General features: G+C 74.4%; 15 protein-coding genes. 6 read left to right on the top strand and 9 right to left on the bottom strand.

Going from position 1 to position 16,618, the window contains the following annotated elements:
• Nucleotides 1-104: 104 nt before the first annotated feature.
• The 6 genes from QEZ54_RS31815 to QEZ54_RS31790 all read right to left on the bottom strand — a co-directional run bounded on the left by QEZ54_RS31815 (nt 105) and on the right by QEZ54_RS31790 (nt 5,262).
• A complete protein-coding gene (locus tag QEZ54_RS31815; protein ID WP_281308450.1) occupies nt 105-431 on the bottom strand; it encodes an AzlD domain-containing protein in 327 nt (108 codons plus the stop codon).
• Nucleotides 428-1,174, bottom strand: a complete 747-nt coding sequence (locus QEZ54_RS31810) for an AzlC family ABC transporter permease (protein ID WP_281308449.1) — start codon at nt 1,172-1,174, stop codon at nt 428-430. The genes QEZ54_RS31815 and QEZ54_RS31810 overlap by 4 nt, the downstream gene beginning before the upstream one ends.
• A gap of 149 nt (nt 1,175-1,323) precedes the next feature.
• Nucleotides 1,324-2,574 (bottom strand): MFS transporter, encoded by a 1,251-nt coding sequence (locus QEZ54_RS31805; RefSeq protein WP_281308448.1) that lies wholly within the window; start codon nt 2,572-2,574, stop codon nt 1,324-1,326.
• Nucleotides 2,575-2,760: 186 nt separating this feature from the next.
• Nucleotides 2,761-3,726: an ATP-binding cassette domain-containing protein gene (locus tag QEZ54_RS31800; protein ID WP_281308447.1), complete on the bottom strand. Its 966-nt coding sequence runs from the start codon at nt 3,724-3,726 to the stop codon at nt 2,761-2,763.
• Nucleotides 3,727-3,737: 11 nt separating this feature from the next.
• The gene (locus tag QEZ54_RS31795; protein WP_281308446.1) at nt 3,738-4,541 is read right to left on the bottom strand and encodes an ABC-2 family transporter protein; all 804 of its coding nucleotides are present in this window, start codon (nt 4,539-4,541) and stop codon (nt 3,738-3,740) included.
• Nucleotides 4,534-5,262, bottom strand: a complete 729-nt coding sequence (locus tag QEZ54_RS31790; RefSeq protein WP_281308445.1) for an ABC-2 family transporter protein — start codon at nt 5,260-5,262, stop codon at nt 4,534-4,536. The genes QEZ54_RS31795 and QEZ54_RS31790 overlap by 8 nt, the downstream gene beginning before the upstream one ends.
• Nucleotides 5,263-5,515: 253 nt before the next feature.
• Here QEZ54_RS31790 and QEZ54_RS31785 point away from each other — a divergent pair, with 253 nt between their 5' ends.
• The gene (locus tag QEZ54_RS31785) at nt 5,516-8,158 is read left to right on the top strand and encodes a WG repeat-containing protein (protein WP_281308444.1); all 2,643 of its coding nucleotides are present in this window, start codon (nt 5,516-5,518) and stop codon (nt 8,156-8,158) included.
• Nucleotides 8,159-8,218: 60 nt separating this feature from the next.
• Nucleotides 8,219-9,217 carry an aldo/keto reductase family protein gene (locus tag QEZ54_RS31780; RefSeq protein ID WP_281308443.1) on the top strand — a complete coding sequence of 333 codons (999 nt, stop codon included), beginning with the start codon at nt 8,219-8,221 and terminating at the stop codon, nt 9,215-9,217.
• 77 nt (nt 9,218-9,294) lie between these two features.
• Here the strand turns inward: QEZ54_RS31780 and QEZ54_RS31775 are convergent, their stop codons facing one another.
• Nucleotides 9,295-9,492, bottom strand: a complete 198-nt coding sequence (locus tag QEZ54_RS31775) for a hypothetical protein (protein WP_217397915.1) — start codon at nt 9,490-9,492, stop codon at nt 9,295-9,297.
• Between the two features lie 154 nt (nt 9,493-9,646).
• Between QEZ54_RS31775 and QEZ54_RS31770 the strand changes: the two genes are divergently transcribed.
• From QEZ54_RS31770 to QEZ54_RS31760, 3 genes are read left to right on the top strand one after another with little or no spacing between them, the layout of a single operon-like run.
• Nucleotides 9,647-11,512, top strand: a complete 1,866-nt coding sequence (locus QEZ54_RS31770) for a bifunctional adenosylcobinamide kinase/adenosylcobinamide-phosphate guanylyltransferase (RefSeq protein WP_281308442.1) — start codon at nt 9,647-9,649, stop codon at nt 11,510-11,512.
• Nucleotides 11,487-12,275 carry an adenosylcobinamide-GDP ribazoletransferase gene (locus QEZ54_RS31765; RefSeq protein WP_281308441.1) on the top strand — a complete coding sequence of 263 codons (789 nt, stop codon included), beginning with the start codon at nt 11,487-11,489 and terminating at the stop codon, nt 12,273-12,275. The genes QEZ54_RS31770 and QEZ54_RS31765 overlap by 26 nt, the downstream gene beginning before the upstream one ends.
• Before the next feature lie 10 nt (nt 12,276-12,285).
• Nucleotides 12,286-13,344 (top strand): hypothetical protein, encoded by a 1,059-nt coding sequence (locus QEZ54_RS31760; RefSeq protein ID WP_281308440.1) that lies wholly within the window; start codon nt 12,286-12,288, stop codon nt 13,342-13,344.
• Between the two features lie 38 nt (nt 13,345-13,382).
• On the opposite strand, the gene QEZ54_RS31755 is transcribed toward QEZ54_RS31760, so the two are convergent.
• A complete protein-coding gene (locus tag QEZ54_RS31755; RefSeq protein WP_281308439.1) occupies nt 13,383-13,730 on the bottom strand; it encodes an MmcQ/YjbR family DNA-binding protein in 348 nt (115 codons plus the stop codon).
• A gap of 79 nt (nt 13,731-13,809) precedes the next feature.
• On the bottom strand, nt 13,810-14,934 hold the full coding sequence (gcvT, locus tag QEZ54_RS31750) for a glycine cleavage system aminomethyltransferase GcvT (protein ID WP_281308438.1): 1,125 nt from the start codon (nt 14,932-14,934) through the stop codon (nt 13,810-13,812).
• A gap of 72 nt (nt 14,935-15,006) precedes the next feature.
• Here gcvT and QEZ54_RS31745 point away from each other — a divergent pair, with 72 nt between their 5' ends.
• Nucleotides 15,007-16,575, top strand: a complete 1,569-nt coding sequence (locus tag QEZ54_RS31745; RefSeq protein ID WP_281308437.1) for a leucyl aminopeptidase — start codon at nt 15,007-15,009, stop codon at nt 16,573-16,575.
• Nucleotides 16,576-16,618: the final 43 nt, after the last annotated feature.

The following is a 16,618-nucleotide window of genomic DNA, read 5'->3' as shown; positions in this document are numbered from 1 at the left end:
CCAAGATTCGTGCAGTTTCCCCGAAACTGCACCTCAGCAGGGCGCGCACGCCCCCGCCGCAGGCCGGGAGGAGCGGCAGGGGCGGGGGCGCCGGGAGGGGCGGGTCAAGGGAGGCCGGCGAGGCGGAGTAGGGCGGCCGTGGCGGCGGCGGCCACGACGACGACCACGAACGGCGCCCGTCGCCAAGCGAGCACCGCCCCGACCAGGACCGCGACCGGCCGCGCGACCCCCAGCGCCAGCCGCCCCGAGTCGGTGAACACGGCGGTGGCCACCAGCGCCGCGAGCAGCGTGGTGGCCGCGATCGGGAGCAGGTGCCGGAGCCGTTCGGGAAGGACGAGGCGGCCGCGCAGCAGCACCCCGGTGACCCGGAACGCGTACGTGCCCGCAGCCAGGGCCGCGATCACCAGCAGGGTCTTGGTCGTGGTGCTCATACCTTCTCCCGCTGGGCACTGGTGGTCGGGTCGGGTTCGGCGGCGGCCGGGGTGGTGCGTGGGCGCGGGGTGGGCAGCAGCACTGCGGCGCCGACGCCGACCAGGGCGACGAGCACGGGCAGCCCGGCCGGCAGCAGTGGCGTGGTGAGCACGGCGACGGCGGCGCCGGCGAGGGCGGCGTACCGGGTGGGGCGGTCCTTGAGCGAGGTCATGAGCAGGGCGAGCAGGCCCGCGGGGAAGGCGGCGTCGAGGCCGTACACGTTGGGGTCGCCGACGGCGCCGCCGAGCAGCGCCCCGGCGACGGTGCCGATGTTCCAGGTCACGAAGATCGCGATGCCGACCGACCAGAAGGCGCGGCGGCTGCGGGCCGGGTCGGACTGCGCCAGGGCGAACGCGGTGGACTCGTCGATCAGCAGGTGCGAGCCGAGCAGCCGGTGGCCGAGGCGGTCGCCGACGGAGCCGCCGACGGCCAGGCCGAAGGGCAGGTGCCGGGCGTTGACGAGGATGCCGCCGAGCACGGCCGCGACGGGGCTGGCCGCGACGAAGGCCACGGCGAGGAACTGCGATCCGCCCGCGAAGACCAGCAGTGACATCAGGACCGGTGCCCACAGCGGCAGGCCGCCGGCGACCGCGATGGCGCCGAACGACAGGCCGATGACGCCGGCGGCCGCCCCGATGGCCAGGGCGTCGCGCAGCAGCGCCGTGTCGCGGGTGGCCGTGCTCCGGCCCGCGCTCGAGCCCATATGTAATCACCTCTAGGGCCGTTTGATGATTACACCCACCTTAGCCTCGGCCCCACCGGCGCTCCCGCCCGACGTCCGCGTCCCACCCCTTGGACCGGCGTTAACAGGGGCCCCTTGCACCACGGAAAGCGATAAGAAGGGGCCCTTCCTTACCGGTGGGCGGGGGTGGGGAGGGGGCGCGGGGTGGCGGCGGGGAGCAGGGCGCGCCGCAGGCTGGGCGCCGCGAGCAGGGCGAGCAGCAGGCCGACCAGGGCGGCGGCGAGCGGGACGGCGAAGGCGCTCCGGTAGCCGACCAGGTCGGCCAGGCGCCCGGCCAGCGCTGCGCCCAGTGACACCCCGGCCACGACGCCGCTGGCCAGCAGGGTCATCACCATGCCCGCGCGGCGGGGCGGGCTGAGCCGCCCGGCCAGCGCGTACCCGGAGATCAGGTACGGGGCGGCGGTGACGCCGAGCACGATCACGGCGGCCACGGCGGTGACGACCGAGCCGGCCAGCAGCAGGGCCGCGGCCCCGGCGACCAGCGCGGCGGCCGACGCGACGTACCGGCTGACCGGGCCGAAGGAGGCGGGCAGCCAGGCCATGGCCAGTCCGGCCAGCGCGCTGCCCACGCCGAGCACCGCGTAGATGAGCCCGGCCGAGCCGGGGGTGCCGATCGCGTCGGCGAAGGCGGTGACGGCGGTCTGGGTGGCGCCGAAGACGACGCCGATCACGGACATCGCGGCGACCAGCACCGCGACCCGGCCGAGCGGCAGGCGCTGGGCGGCGTCGGCCCGGCCCGGGGTGCGGGGCAGCCGGACCACCGGCGGGGCGGTGCGGTGCAGCGCGAACGGGATCGCGGCGAGCAGGGTCAGCACGGCGGCCACCAGCAGCGGCGCCCCCGCGTGGCCGGTCAGGGCCAGGGTGCCGACCAGCGCCGGTCCGGCCAGGAACGAGGCTTCGTCGACGGCCCCCTCGTACGCCATCGCGGTGGGCAGCCTGCGCTGCTGGCCGTGCTCGCCGAGCAGGACCGCCCAGCGCACCCGCACCAGCGGGCCGACCTGCGGCATCGCGAAGCCCGCGAGCGCGGCCAGCGGCAGCACGGCGGTGCGGTGGCCGCCGAGCACGGCGGCGACGAGGGCGGCGTAGGCGAGGGCGTCGAGCGCGGCGGCGGTGACGCCGACGGTGCGCTGGCCGTACCGGTCGGCGAGGGTGCCCACGACGGGGCCGCCGACCGCCGCGCCGAGGCCGAACGCGGCCGCGGCCAGCCCGGCGGTGCCGTAGCTGCCGGTGGCGGCGACGACGAGGGTGATCACGCCGAGCGGACCCATGGCGGCGGGCAGCCGGGCGAGGAAGGCCAGGACGAGGAACCAGGGTCCGGTCAACCGGACCAGTTCACGGTATGAGGCACGCGGGGCCGACATGATTCTCCGGGTACGACGCAGGTCATGTGCGTCGTCCCACCCAACCGACGCACCCCTTGCGGCCCTGTGCGCCGCCCACTCTACCCACCCCAAGATCCCCGCACGACCACCTGTCCGCCGGCTCACACACGCGGTGGTTAAGAAGGGGCCCTTCTACTACGGAAAGCGATAAGAAGGGGCCCTTCCTTACCTCGGGGCGGGGGTGTGGCGGTACAGGCGGGCGATGACCGTTTCGATCTCTGGTTCGGTGACGGACAGGTCGCGCAGCACGCCGGTGGCCGTGAGCTGCGACACCAGCGTGCCGATCGGGGCGGTGCGGTCGACGGCGAAGGTCAGCCGCCCGCCCTCGGCCGATTCGAGGCGTACGCCGGGCAGGTCGGGCAGGGTGGCCGGGACCTCGTCCAGCTCGGCGACCAGGCGGCGCTGCGAGCCGTACCGGGCGTGCAGGGCCTCGATGGTGCCGTCGTGCACCACCCGGCCGTGGTCGATGACGACGATGCGGCGGCACAGCCGCTCGATGTCGGCCAGGTCGTGCGTGGTCAGCACGATGGTGGTGTCGCCCTTGGCGCCGAGCTCGGCCAGGAAGCCGCGGACGGCCTGCTTGCTGACCACGTCCAGGCCGATGGTCGGCTCGTCCAGGAACAGGATCTGCGGCCCGTGCAGCAGCGCCGCGGTCAGCTCGCCGCGCATGCGCTGGCCCAGCGACAGCTGCCGCACCGGGATGTCCAGGAACGCGTCGAGGTCGAGCAGGTCGCGGCAGCGGCGCAGCCGGGCGGCGTGCTCGGCGGCGGGCACCCGGTAGATGTGGCGCAGCAGCTCGAACGAGTCGCGCAGGGGCAGGTCCCACCACAGCTGCGAGCGCTGCCCGAACACGACGCCGATGCGCCGGGCCAGGGTGGTGCGCTGCGGCACGGGCGCCAGCCCGCACACCGACACCCGGCCGCCGGACGGGTGCAGCACGCCGGTGAGCATCTTGAGGGTGGTGGACTTCCCGGCCCCGTTGGGGCCCAGGTAGCCCAGCATCTCGCCGCGCTGGACCACCAGGTCCACCCCGGCCACGGCGGCGACGGTGCGCCGTTCGCGCTTGAACCGCCCCGCCCGGACCCGGATGTCGAACTCCTTGCGCAGGTCGTACGCCTCGATGATGTTCACGGGACTCCCCCTCACGAGCCGGTGCTGCGGTAGTGGCGCACCCCGGTGCGCCAGATCAGCCAGGCCGCGGCGGCCGCCAGCGCGGCCACCGCGGGGCCGGTCCAGCTCAGCCAGGCCGGGCCGCCGAGCGGGTCGGCGCGGCCGAGCACCACCAGCGACGGGTAGTACGCCACGAAGCCGAAGCCGAGCGTGAACCCGAAGAGGCGGCGCAGCCAGGTGCCGTAGACCGGCATCGGGTACGCGGTGAAGTCGCGGCCGCCGTAGGTCAGGGAGCTGCTCAGCTCACCGGACTCGACCCACCAGAACGCGACCGTGGAGGTGGCGATGAAGAACGCGCCGAAGAACACCGCCCCGCACAGCGGCGTCAGCACCAGCATCAGCACCCGTACCGGCGTCAGCGGCACGTCGGCGGCGCGCAGGGCCACGACCAGCAGCAGCACCGAGTAGACCACCCGGCCGATGCGGCGCACCCCCACGTCGAGGGCGAGCAGCTGCCCGAGCACGCCCAGCGGGCGGATCAGCACCGCGTCGAGCAGGCCGGTGCGGACGTACGTCTTCATCCGCTCGATGTTGCCGACGAACAGGTCCGACAGGGCGAACCCGGTCGCGGCGAGTCCGAACACGACGAGCGTCTCGCGCAGGGTGAACCCGCCCAGCGCGGGCACCTGGCGGAACACCACCAGCACCGCGAGCAGGTCCGAGCCGAAGAACAGCAGGTTGCCCAGCAGGTCCAGGGTGAAGCTCAGCCGGTACGACGCCTGCCCGCGCACCTGCGCGCGGACCAGCTCCCGGTAGATCCGCAGCCGCTCAGCCACCCTGCACCACCAGCTTGCGCTCGGCGCGCCGCTGCACCACCCGGCACAGCCACAGCAGCAGCACCGCCCACGCCGCCTGGACCCCCAGCATGCCCAGCTGGACGGGCCAGCCGTCGCGCTCGGTCAGCACGTCCAGCGGCGCCTGCAGCAGCGACGGGCCCGGCGTGCCGAACCACAGCAGTGCGGCGGCCCAGTCCGGCAGGAACCGGATCGGGAAGAACAGCCCGCCGCACAGGCCGGAGAAGACCGCCCAGGCCATGCCGACGCCGCGGTAGTCCAGCAGCCAGTAGCAGGTGGCGTTGGCCAGGAACCGGCAGGCGAAGCAGACCACCGTCGCCAGCACCACCGAGACCAGGAACAGCGGGTAGGTCGCGGGGCGGTGCGGCAGGTACATGTCGAAGATCAGCGCGCCGGTCACCATGGGCACGGCGAAGCGGGTGAGCATGGCGTACGCCGCGCGGCCGAAGTCGGCGGCCAGGAAGGCGAAGACCGGGTCCACCGGGCGGAGCAGGTCTATCACCACGTCGCCGGAGCGGACCCGGTCGGCCAGGTCGGTCCAGCCCCAGAGCATCACCACGCCGATCAGGCCCTGGCCGGCCCAGACGTAGAGGACCAGCTGCGGACCGGTGTACCCGGCGGCGGTCGCCCCGACGGCGGTAGCGGCCGCCGAGACGGCGAGCATCACGTACGTCCGCAGGAGCCCGAAGACCGAGTTCGTCACCGTCGCCGCCACGGTCGCCTGCCGGTACGTGGCGAATCTGCGGAAGCCCGATGCGCCTAATGTCCGTATTAGCGAGGCCATCTCGGTGAAGTTTCGGATTGTGAGCCGATCCGCAGTGGCGGTGATGAAGCCCACCCCGTAACCTCCACTCGCAACCGCATTCTGTTTCGGGCCGGAAGACCATATCCTTGCGTGCTTCCGGGCCGCGATGCGTTTTGCGCGGTAGTGGCACTTTGACCAGGCGAGGTGGGGCGTGAGCGACGAGCGCACCGACGAGCGGCACCGCGGCACCCCGGCCTGGGCCGGTACACCGACGTCGCCGTGGTCGCGCGTGCCCGGACAGCGTCCGCCCGCCGAGGCGCAGCAGGAGCAGCCCGCCCAGCCGCAGGGCCAGCAGCCGCCGCAGGGGCAGTTCGCCCCCGGCCAGGCCCCGGGCCAGCAGGGCGGCCCCCAGCAGTACGGTCCGCCGCAGCCCGGCCAGAACCCGCCCGGCCCGTTCCCGCCCGCCAGCGGCCAGCGCCCCGGCCAGGGCGGCATGCCCGGTCACCCGAGTGCGCAGCGCGGCGGCCGCCCCGGCCCGATGCCGCCGCAGCCCGCGGGTCCCCAGTTCCGCCCGAACGGCCCGCAGGGCCAGGTCTACGGCAGCCCCAACCAGCAGCACCCGCAGGGTCCGCCGCCGCAGGGCCAGCCCGGCCCCGGCGGCCCGGGGCAGTACGGTCCGCCCCAGCAGCGCCAGGGCCAGCCCCCGCAGGGTCCGCGCCCGCCGCAGCAGGGCCAGGTCTACGGGCGCCCGCAGGGCGGGCCCGGTCAGCAGGGCGGGCCCGGTCAGCAGGGCGGGCCCGGCCAGCAGTTCGGACCGCCGCCGCAGGGTCCGCGTCCGCCGCAGCAGGGCCAGGTGTACGGGCAGCCGCAGCCGGGCCAGCCCGGTATGCCGCCCGGCCGCCCCGGCCAGCCCGGTCACCCCATGCCGCCGCAGCCCGCCCAGGGTCAGCCGCAGCCCGGTCAGCCCCAGCCCGGCCAGCCGATGGGCGGTCAGCCCGTGCCCGGCCAGCCCGGCGTCGCACCGCAGGCACCCGGGGTGCCGCCCGCTGCCCCGCTGCCCGGTGCGGGCACCCAGGGACCCGCCCAGCCCGTGCAGGCCGCCGCGGGTCAGGCCGTCGCCACCCCGGTGGCGGGCCAGCCCGCTCCCGCCGCGCCTGCCGCCCCCGGCAAGCGCGGACGCCACTCCACCGCCGACACCGGAATGCTGCCCGCGATCACCGACGACACCCCCGCCCCGGCGGCCGTGAGCAGCACCGAGGCGCCCGTCGCCGAGGTCGCGCCGGTCTCGGCGGCACCCGTCTCCGCCGCTCCCGTCTCGGTCAACCCCGTCTCCCCGGCGGTGCCGTCGGCGCCCGTCGTGGCCAGCCCGGACACGGTGCTGCCGGTCGCGGCCAGCGCCGCGGGCGCGGCCACCGCGCTGTCGGCGCCGACCATGCTGCACCCGCTGGTGCGCCCCGGCGCGGCCCCGGCCGCCGAGCCCGACGCGGCCGTCACCGCGGCGGCGCAGGAGGCGGTCGCCGAGGAGATCCCGGAGCCGACCGAGAGCGGCCCGGATCCGGAGCAGGTGCTGGCGGCGTACCAGTGGCGGTTCCATCACGAGACGCTGCGCGAGCTGGTCGACAACCCCGACGAGCTGCGCGAGATCCGCGACAGGCTGACCGAGAAGCTCACCCCGGCCACCGACAACCCGACCCGGGCCCGGCTGCTGAGCCTGCGCGCCGTGGTGTCGCGCATCCTCGGCGACCTGAGCAAGGCCATGTCCGACGGCAAGATGGCGCTGGTGCACGCCGAGGCGACCGGCGAGCTGCGCCGGATCGCGCTGGCCAAGGCCCGGCTGGCGCACGTGCTGCAGTGGCGCGGCGACTTCACCGAGGCCGACAAGCTGTTCGCCGAGGCGAACTCCAGCGAGCTGCCCGACCGGCTGCGCGCCACCATGCACGAGCACGCGGGCCGGTCCTGCCTGGACCAGGGCCGCTACATGGAGGCGTTCAACCACTTCGAGAAGGCCCTGGAGCTGCGCAAGGTCGAGGACCCGGAGCTGATCGCGCGCACCGAGATGGCGCTCGACGCCGTCTCGATGAAGATCGCCGAGAACGGCATGGGGCCGTACCCGCGCAGTTCCGACGAGATCCTGCAGGTCAGCAAGCCGCCGGTGCCGCGCTTCGACGACCGGGTGCAGTGCTGGGGCTTCGCCGGCTCCGACGGCCGCACCGTGATCTCGCCCGCCTTCGCCGACGTGCAGCCGTTCCGCGACGGGGCGGCCTGGGTGCGGCGGCCGGAGATGGAGACCTGGGAGCTGATCGACGAGGCGGGCAACCGGCTCATCGACGGCCGGGCCGGGTGGCTCGGCGTCGGCTCGTTCTCCGACGGGCTGGCCTGGGTGTCGCGCGACGGCGCGGGCGGCTGGGTCGCCATCGACAAGCAGGGCCGCGTCATCATCTCGACCGGCTTCGACGACGTGCGCCCGTTCCGCCGCGGCCTGGCCGCGGTGCGCCGGGGCGGCTGGGGCGCGGTCGACAAGCAGGGCCGGGTCGTGGTGCCGTTCCAGTTCACCGGGTTCGCCACCGCGCTCACCGACGGTCGTTACGTCGACGGCTTCTCCGACGAGGGCCTGGCCATCGTGGACGCGGGCGGCCGCAAGGGCGTCGTGGACCGGGCCGGTGCGGTCGTCGTGCCGCCGGTGCACCCGGCGCTGGTCATCCACCCGGTGGCGTTCCTGATCGCCGGGCCGACCGGCCGCTGGGGCGCGCTGGACCGCAAGGGCCGTCCGTTCATCGACCCGGAGCTGCCCAGCCGCCAGGTCGTGATGGAGGAGCTGGACCGCCTGCTCGCCGACACCAAGCCGGTGCTGTAAGTTCCACGCCCCGCCGTGCCCCGGTAAGGGGCACGATCGCGGCCTGGATAGGGTCGGGGTATGGAGTTTCGGCATTTGGGCCGTTCCGGGATGCTCGTCAGCGAGATCTCGTACGGAAACTGGATCACCCACGGCTCGCAGGTCGAGGAGGACGCCGCGCTCGCGTGTGTACGCGCCGCCCTCGACAGCGGCATCACCACGTTCGACACCGCCGACGTGTACGCCGGCACCCGCGCCGAGGAGGTGCTGGGCCGGGCGCTGAAGGGCGAGCGCCGCGCCGGCCTGGAGATCTTCACGAAGGTGTACTGGCCGACCGGTCCCGGCCGCAACGACCGGGGCCTGTCCCGCAAGCACATCATGGAGTCGATCGACGGCTCGCTGCGCCGCCTGCAGACCGACTACGTCGACCTGTACCAGGCGCACCGCTACGACTACCGCACGCCGCTGGAGGAGACCATGGTCGCCTTCGCCGACATCGTGCACAGCGGCAAGGCGCACTACATCGGCGTCTCGGAGTGGAAGGCGTCGGAGATCCGCGCCGCCCACGCGCTCGCCACGGAGCTGCGCATCCCGCTGGTCTCCAACCAGCCGCAGTACTCGATGCTGTGGCGGGTCATCGAGGCCGAGGTCGTGCCGACCTCCGAGGAGCTCGGCCTCGGCCAGATCGTGTGGTCGCCGATGGCCCAGGGTGTGCTGTCGGGCAAGTACCTGCCCGGCCAGCCGCCGCCGGCCGGTTCCCGGGCCACCGACGAGAAGTCGGGCGCGAACTTCATCTCGCGCTGGCTCGCCGACGACGTGCTGACCCAGGTGCAGCGGCTGCGGCCGCTGGCCGACCAGGCCGGGCTGACCATGGCCCAGCTCGCCGTCGCGTGGGTGCTGCAGAACCCGAACGTCTCCTCGGCGATCATCGGCGCGAGCCGCCCCGAGCAGGTGCACGACAACGTCAAGGCGGCCGGGGTCAAGCTCGACGCCGACCTGCTCAAGGCGATCGACGAGATCGTCGAGCCGGTCACCGAGCGCGACCCGGCCCGGACCGAGTCCCCCGCCAACCGGCCCTGACCTGTCACGACGCGAGCCGTGGTCCCGTCCCAGCTGGACGGTGACCACGGCTCGCGTCGTGTCCGGAGCTCTCCGCGCTACTGCGCGCCCTGCAGGCTCATCCGGTACTCCTCCCGGTCGCCCTCCACCAGCACCACGTCCGTGGCACCGGCCGAGAGCAGGTCCCGCCACACCTGGCCGAGCCAGGACTCGGCGTCCGCCTGGTTGCTGAACGTCTCGTTCGGGCCGTCGACCGGCTTGCCTTCCGCGTCCTCGTACCGCCAGCTCCACGTCATGCCGCCCAGCTTAATCCGCGCCGGGCCCCGTCCACCGCAGGCGCCGACCGTGCAGTTTCGGGGAAAGTGCTGGATTGCGGGCCAAGATTCCAGCACTTTCCCCGAAACTGCACCACCGACCAGCCCCGGCGGGCGGCGACAGTATCCTTCGGGCATGTCGCATGACGGGTGGCCCTCACACATCGGGGCGCGGGTGCTGGTCCTGGGCGGTATCCGCTCCGGCAAGAGCGAGTTCGCCGAGTCGCTGCTGTCCAACGCATCGTCGGTGCGGTACATCGCCACGGCGGTGATCGGCGACGACGAGGCGTTCGCGGCCCGGGTCGCCGCGCACCGGCGGCGGCGGCCGCAGAGCTGGCTGACGGTGCCGACCGAGGGCGACCCGGCGGCGCTGCTGGGCGCGCTGATCGAGGCGCTGCCGGACGAGACGCTGCTCGTCGACGACCTGGGCGGCTGGGCGGCGGCGCTGCTGGACGCCGACGGCGCCGACGAGCGGGTGCGCGAGCTGGCCGATGCGGTACGCGGCTGCCGCGCCCGCCTCGTGCTGGTGAGCCCGGAGGTGGGCCTGTCGGTGGTCCCGCCGACCGCGGCCGGGGTCCGCTTCGCCGACCTGGTGGGCCTGGCCAACCAGGCCGTGGCCGCGGCGTGCGACTCGGTCGTGCTGGTCGTCGCGGGGCAGCCGTCGTGGCTGCGCCGCCCCGGCGCGACGGACGCGCTGGAGACCCCGGAGGTGCCCGCGACGGCGCCGGTGACGGCCGTCCCGGCCCCCGCGGCCCCGGCGGCCGCGCTGAGCGCCCCGGTGGCCAGCCCCGAGGTGGTCGTGCCGACGCCCGCCGTGGCGGCGCCGTCGCAGGCGATGCAGGAGCGCACGCAGGCGCTGCCGATCGTGGCCACCGGCCTGGTGATCCAGCCGGGCATGGACCTGCCGATCCCGGACAGCGACGCCCGCGACGCCGCCCGCGACCACCTGAACCTGCTCGACATCGCGGGCAGCGGCCTGGGCAGGCTCGCCGAGGTGGTGCTGTTCGCCGCCGGGGCGCAGAGCCGCGCGGTGCCGGCCCCGTGGCGTACGCCGCGACTGGTGCTGCTGCACGGCGACCACGCGGGCGGGCTGACCGCGGGCCAGTCCCCGGCCCGGTCGGCCCGGACCGCCGACGAGGCGCGCCGCGGCGAGGGCCCGCTCGGCCTGCTCGCGGGCGAGTACGCGGTGAGCCTGCAGGTGGTGGGCACGGCCCCGGCCGCGCCGGTCGAGTTCGAGCCGGCCACCACGCTGGACGTGGTGGAGGGGGCGCTGCGGCAGGGCTGGCAGCTGGCCGACGAGGCCGCCGACAGCGGCGTCGACCTGCTGATCCTCGGTTCGTGCGGGGCGGGTGCGGAGGCGGCCGCCGCGGCGATCGTGTCCGCGGTGACCGGCGCCGAGGTGCCCGCGCTGCTGGCCCGGGTGGTGGGCCCCGACGGCTCGGTCGACGACACCGCCTGGATGGACCGCTGCGCGGCCGTACGCGACGCGCTGCACCGGGTGCGCGGCCGGGTGCTGAACCCGAAGGAGATGCTCGCCGAGCTCGGCGGCGCGGACCTGGCGGTGGCGGCCGGGCTGATCCTGGGCGCGACCGCCCGCCGTACGCCGGTGCTGGTCGACGGCCCGGTCGGCGTGGCCGCCGGGCTGATCGCCCGCGACCTGGGCAGCCCGTCGCGGCTGTGGCTGGCCATGGCCGACCACGGCAGGCACCCGACCACCACGCTGGCCGCCGACGTGCTGGGCGCTCCGCCGCTGGTGGACGTGCAGCCGGGCCTGGGCGAGGGCACCGCGTCGCTGCTGGCGCTGCCGCTGATGCGCTCGGCGCTGACCCTGGCCGCGACCCTGCCCGCGCTGCCGCCGGTGCTGGACGCGCCGCCGGAGCACCTGCTGGAGCCCGAGGAGCCCGTCGCCGCGGTCGAGGTGGACCACCCGACCGACGAGCCGGTCGCCGCGGCGGAGCCGGAGACCGAGCACGCCGATGGCCGACCGTCCCAGGTGGAGTGACGGGGCGCGCCTGGCGCTGACCACGTTCACCGTCGCGCCCGTGTCCGGCCCGCAGCGGCTGGACCGGGCCGTCGGGGGCGTCGCGATGCGGCTGGGTCCGCTGGTCGGCGTGCTGCTCGGGCTGCTGCTCGGCGGGGCGCTGGCGCTGCTGGCGGCCGGGCTGCCCGCGCTGCTCGCCGGGCTGCTGGCGGTCGGCCTGGCCGCGCTGCTGACCCGGGGGCTGCACCTGGACGGGCTGGCCGACACCGTCGACGCGATCGGGTCGTACCGGTCGCGCGAGCGGGCCCTGGAGATCATGAAGTCGCCGGAGGTCGGCCCGTTCGGGGTCGTCACGCTGGTGCTGGTGCTGGGCGCGCAGGCGGCGGCGCTGGCCGCGGCGGCCGACCGACCGCTGTCCGCGCTGTCGGCCACGGTCGCCGCGGCGGTGGCCTGCGGGCGGCTGGCGGTAGCGGCGGGCTGCGCACGGGGCGTGCCCGCGGCCCGGCCCGGCGGCATGGGCGCGCTGGTCGCCGGGACCGTCGGCCCGGTCGCGCTGGCCGTGAACACGCTGCTGGTCGCGGCCGTGGCCGTGTCGGCGGTGCCGCAGCGCCCCTGGCAGGGGCCGGTGGCGGTGCTCGGCGGGCTGGCGGTGGCGCTGGCGCTGCGCGCCCATCTGGTACGGCGCCTCGGCGGCATCACCGGTGACGTGCTCGGGTTCCTGTCCGAGACGGCGACGACGGTGACCCTGCTGGCGGCGGTTCTCTTCCCGGCCGCGAGCCACTAGCATCCCGGGAATGATCGAGTCACCCCTGCTACGCGCCACCGACCGGCTCATCGAGGCACGCACCGCACATGATTCGGACGCGTTCGACGAGGCGCTCGAGGCGTTGTGGGCCGCGGCGCAGCATGCGGGCCCGGACGAGCTCACCGCGGCGCTGTCGCAGGTAGCGCCACTGCTGGCGGTGCTCGACGCGAGCGTGGGCGGCGAGTTCGCGATGCTGTGCGGCGCGCTGATCGAGATCGGCGCGATGCCCGAGGCGCTGCTGATGGTGCTGACCGTTCGGCTGCCCGGCATCCTGTCCGACGCGGTCGCCTTCACCGACGTGTGGGCGCGCCTGGTGCCCGGCACGCCGCTGCCCGAGCCGGACATGGAGAACTTCGACACCGCGCTGGACCGCCTGGACACGCGCATGCCGCCCGCCGAGGCTTCGCACCTGACCGAGGCGTGGTTCGCGCTGACCTCGTGGCTGCGCTGCGCCTCGACCATGCTGCAGGCCTCGCCGATGGCGCGGCAGTTCCTGTCGACCGATCCGGCGCTGCGGTCGATGGTCGCCGAGCTGGAGTCGCACCGCGAGGACATGATCTGGGTATCGTCGCTGCTGGGTGTGCTCGACAACGCGCAACTGGTGGTGCTGCACCGGGCCCAGCGACGCGGCTACGTGGTGCGCATCGGCGGGGTCGGCGACAACTTCCAGCTGCACACGCTGCTGGCGGGCACGTTGGCCGGTCCAGCCGAGCGCGGCCTGCTCACCGGGTACGAGGTGGATCCGGCGTGGACGGCGGTGGCCGCGAACGCGCCCCGGTCGGCGTTCGGCGGGCAGGTGCGGGGGCAGTTCAACCTGGTCGACGTCCACGGCAACTGGATCTGGAACGAGGGCACCCCGGCCGACATCCCGCTGCTCGACGGCGTACGCGTGGTGGTACTGGACCCGCCGCCGTACGCGCGGGGCTGGGACAACAGTCGCCGCTTCCCGCTGATGCCCGCGTGGATCAGCCTCGACGAGGTGATGGCGCCTGAGCAGGCGGCCGCGTGGCTGTCCCGCGTCGCCGACGCCAAGCCGATGGGCGCCTGAGCCCTACTCCCGTCATACCTGAGCGGCGCCGGCGGCGGTCACTCGGCGTCGTACTGCTTGACCAGTTTCCTGGGGGCGGTGCTGCGCCAGGCCTCCAGCACCAGTTCGTGCAGCTCGCCGGGGTCGGCCTCGGCGAGCTGCACCTGCACCCAGCCGAACCTGCCCACGTACGCGGCGACGGAGTAGACGTGCGGGCTGTCGCCGATCAGCGCGGCCTGCTCCTCCTTGGACGCCTTGACCGTCATGGCCGGGCTGTCCGGGGCGCCGCTGGCGAACATCTTGCCGTTGACCCGCAGCGTGGGGTGGCCCCACTCGGCGACCATGACCTCCTCGCCGCCTGGCAGCGCCAGCACCCAATCCCTGACCTGCTCATACGTCACCGCCATGCGCCCCACCCTACTAGTGGCGTGAAGAAGGGCCCCTTCTACATCGGATAACGATAAGAAGGGGCCCTTCCTTGCCTCCTCAGCGGACGGAGGGGGTGACGAAGGGGGGCTTGGTGACGGTCATCGTGGAGCGGCGGCCGCGGATGTCGACCTCGACGGTGTCCCCCTCGGACAGTCCCGAGCCGCTGTCCAGCAGCGCCAGCGCGATGCCGATCTTGCGGGTGGGCGAGAAGGTGCCGCTGGTGATCTCGCCGACGACCTGGTCAGCGGCGCCGAGCACCTGCATGTGCGGGCGCGGGATGCCGCGGTCGGTGGCGACCAGGCCCCAGAGCGTACGGCGCGGACCCGCCGCCTTCTCGGCGACCAGCGCGGACCGGCCCCAGAAGGCGGGCTTGCTCCAGCCGACCGCCCAGCCGGAGCGGGCCTGCACCGGGGTGATCTCCAGCGACAGGTCCTGCCCGTGCAGCGGGTAGCCCATCTCGGTGCGCAGCGTGTCGCGGGCGGCCAGGCCGCAGGCGCGCACCGGCAGGTCGGTGCCGAACAGCGCGTCCCACACCCGGACCGCGTCGGCGGCCGGGGCGACCAGCTCGTAGCCGTGCTCGCCGGTGTAGCCGGTGCGGCACACGGTCAGCTCGACGCCGTCCAGCTCGGCGGTGGCGAAGCTCATGTACTCGTGCTCGGTCGGCAGCCCGAGGCGGCCCAGCAGCTCGGCCGAGCGGGGACCCTGCACGGCGAGCACGGCGTAGTCGCGGTGCTCGTCGGTGATGTCCAGGTCGGCGGGCGCGGCGGCGCGCAGCCGCCGGACGACCTCGGCGGTGTTCGCGGCGTTCGGGATGAGGAAGACGTGGTCCTCGCCGTGCAGGTACGCGATGATGTCGTCCACCACGCCACCGGTCGCCTCGTCGCAGCACAGCGTGTACTGCGCCTTGCCGGGCTTGATCCGGCCCAGGTCGTTGGTGAGGCACGCGTTGACGAACTCGGCCGCGCCGGGTCCCGCGATCCGGGCCTTGCCGAGGTGGCTGACGTCGAAGACGCCGACCTCCTCGCGTACGGCGGCGTGCTCTTTCAACACCCCGCCCCCGGCATACTCCAGCGGCATGTCCCAGCCGCCGAAGGCGGCGAACTTAGCCCCCAGCGCAGCGTGCCGCTCGTGCAGCGGCGACCTGAGCAGGGCGGTTGAGTCTTTTGAACCCACGTCGGTCATGAGCGCAACTTACCCTGGCACATACGGTTGGTTAGCATCGGCGCAGCAACCCACGTCCATCAGGAGAACTTTGTGACCACGCCCACCACGGCTCTGCCCACGCTGAGCCTCGCCGACACCGATCCCGCAGACCTGACCGTGGACGCCGTCGTCATCGGCGTGCACAGCCAGGACGGAGCCGAGGGCGCGGCCGGCGAGCTGCTGCTGGCGTCCGGGGCCGAGAGCATCGCGGCGGCGTTCGACGGCAAGCTGACCGCGACCCTGGCGGTGCTCGGCGCGACCGGGGGCGCGGGTGAGGTCACCAAGGTGGCCACGCTCGGCACCATCGCCGCACCGGTGCTGGTCGCGGTCGGCCTGGGCGCCGAGCCCGTCGGCGCCGCGCCCGCGCCCGACACGCTGCGCCGGGCCACCGCCGCGGCGGTCCGCGCCCTGGCCGGGGCCAAGAAGGTCGCCCTGGCCCTGCCCCTGTCCGACGACGCCGAGGACAGCGGCGCGCCCGCCCTGCGCGCCGTCGCCGAGGGCGCCGCGCTCGGCGCGTACCGCTTCACCGGATACAAGGCCAAGCCCGCCGCCACCCGCAAGGACCCGGTCTCGGCCGTGTCCGTGCTCGTCCCCGACGCCAAGGAGCAGGCCGCCCAGGCCGAGCTCAAGCGCGCGGGCGTGGTGACCACCGCGGTCGCCCGCACCCGCGACTGGGTGAACGTGCCCGCCAACCTGCTGCGCCCGCCGACGTTCGCCGACGAGATCGCCGAGGCGGCCGCCAAGGCCGGGCTCGAGGTCGAGGTGCTCGACGAGCAGGACCTGATCAAGGGCGGCTTCGGCGGCGTGCTGGCCGTCGGCATGGGCTCGGCCGCCAAGCCGCGCCTGGTCAAGCTCACCTACAGCCCTGCCTCCTCGACGAAGTCGGTGGCGCTGGTCGGCAAGGGCATCACCTTCGACACCGGCGGTGTCTCCATCAAGCCGCCGCAGGGCATGTGGGAGATGAAGTCCGACATGGCCGGCGCGGCCGCGGTGGCCAGCACGATGATCGCCCTGGCCGAGCTGAAGCCGGCCGTGGCGGTCACCGCGTACATCCCGATCGCGGAGAACATGCTGTCGGGTGAGGCGTACCGGCCCGGTGACGTGGTCACCATGCGCGGCGGCAAGAAGGTCGAGGTGCTCAACACCGACGCCGAGGGCCGCATGGTGCTGGCCGACGCGATCACGCTGGCCTGCGAGAGCAGCCCCGACTACCTGATCGAGACCTCGACGCTGACCGGCGGACAGGTCATCGCGCTGGGCAAGCGGATCGCGGGCGTGATGGGCTCGGACGCGCTGGCGCAGCGGGTCAAGACCGCGGGCGAGGTCGTCGGCGAGCCCACCTGGCCGATGCCGCTGCCGGACGACGTACGCAAGACCATGGAGTCCGACGTCGCCGACATCCTGCAGGTCAGCGCCGGTATGGAGCGCGCCGGTCACATGCTGCAGGGCGGCGTGTTCCTGCGCGAGTTCGTGGCCGAGGGCGTCGAGTGGGTGCACATCGACATCGCGGGCCCGTCGTTCCACTCCGGCGAGCCGACCGGCCACTGGAGCAAGGGCGGCACCGGAGTGCCGGTCCGCACGCTGCTCGCCCTCATCGACGACATCACGGCGAACGGCTGACGGCTGACGGCTGACGGCTGACGCATCGGCTTCACATTGACGC

Origin of the sequence: Catellatospora sp. KI3, from assembly GCF_029948125.1 — a bacterium.
GTDB lineage: Bacteria > Actinomycetota > Actinomycetes > Mycobacteriales > Micromonosporaceae > Catellatospora.
Note: the sequence above shows the minus strand (reverse complement) of the source record. Positions and strands in the feature narration are given on the sequence as shown.

Coding starts and splice junctions, on each gene's coding strand:
- QEZ54_RS31815 (WP_281308450.1), bottom strand. CDS start 431: ATGAGCACCACGACCAAGACCCTGCTGGTGATCGCGGCCCTGGCTGCG.
- QEZ54_RS31810 (WP_281308449.1), bottom strand. CDS start 1,174: ATGGGCTCGAGCGCGGGCCGGAGCACGGCCACCCGCGACACGGCGCTG.
- QEZ54_RS31805 (WP_281308448.1), bottom strand. CDS start 2,574: ATGTCGGCCCCGCGTGCCTCATACCGTGAACTGGTCCGGTTGACCGGA.
- QEZ54_RS31780 (WP_281308443.1), top strand. CDS start 8,219: ATGGAGTTTCGGCATTTGGGCCGTTCCGGGATGCTCGTCAGCGAGATC.
- QEZ54_RS31775 (WP_217397915.1), bottom strand. CDS start 9,492: ATGACGTGGAGCTGGCGGTACGAGGACGCGGAAGGCAAGCCGGTCGAC.
- QEZ54_RS31770 (WP_281308442.1), top strand. CDS start 9,647: ATGTCGCATGACGGGTGGCCCTCACACATCGGGGCGCGGGTGCTGGTC.
- QEZ54_RS31765 (WP_281308441.1), top strand. CDS start 11,487: ATGGCCGACCGTCCCAGGTGGAGTGACGGGGCGCGCCTGGCGCTGACC.
- QEZ54_RS31760 (WP_281308440.1), top strand. CDS start 12,286: ATGATCGAGTCACCCCTGCTACGCGCCACCGACCGGCTCATCGAGGCA.
- QEZ54_RS31755 (WP_281308439.1), bottom strand. CDS start 13,730: ATGGCGGTGACGTATGAGCAGGTCAGGGATTGGGTGCTGGCGCTGCCA.
- gcvT (WP_281308438.1), bottom strand. CDS start 14,934: ATGACCGACGTGGGTTCAAAAGACTCAACCGCCCTGCTCAGGTCGCCG.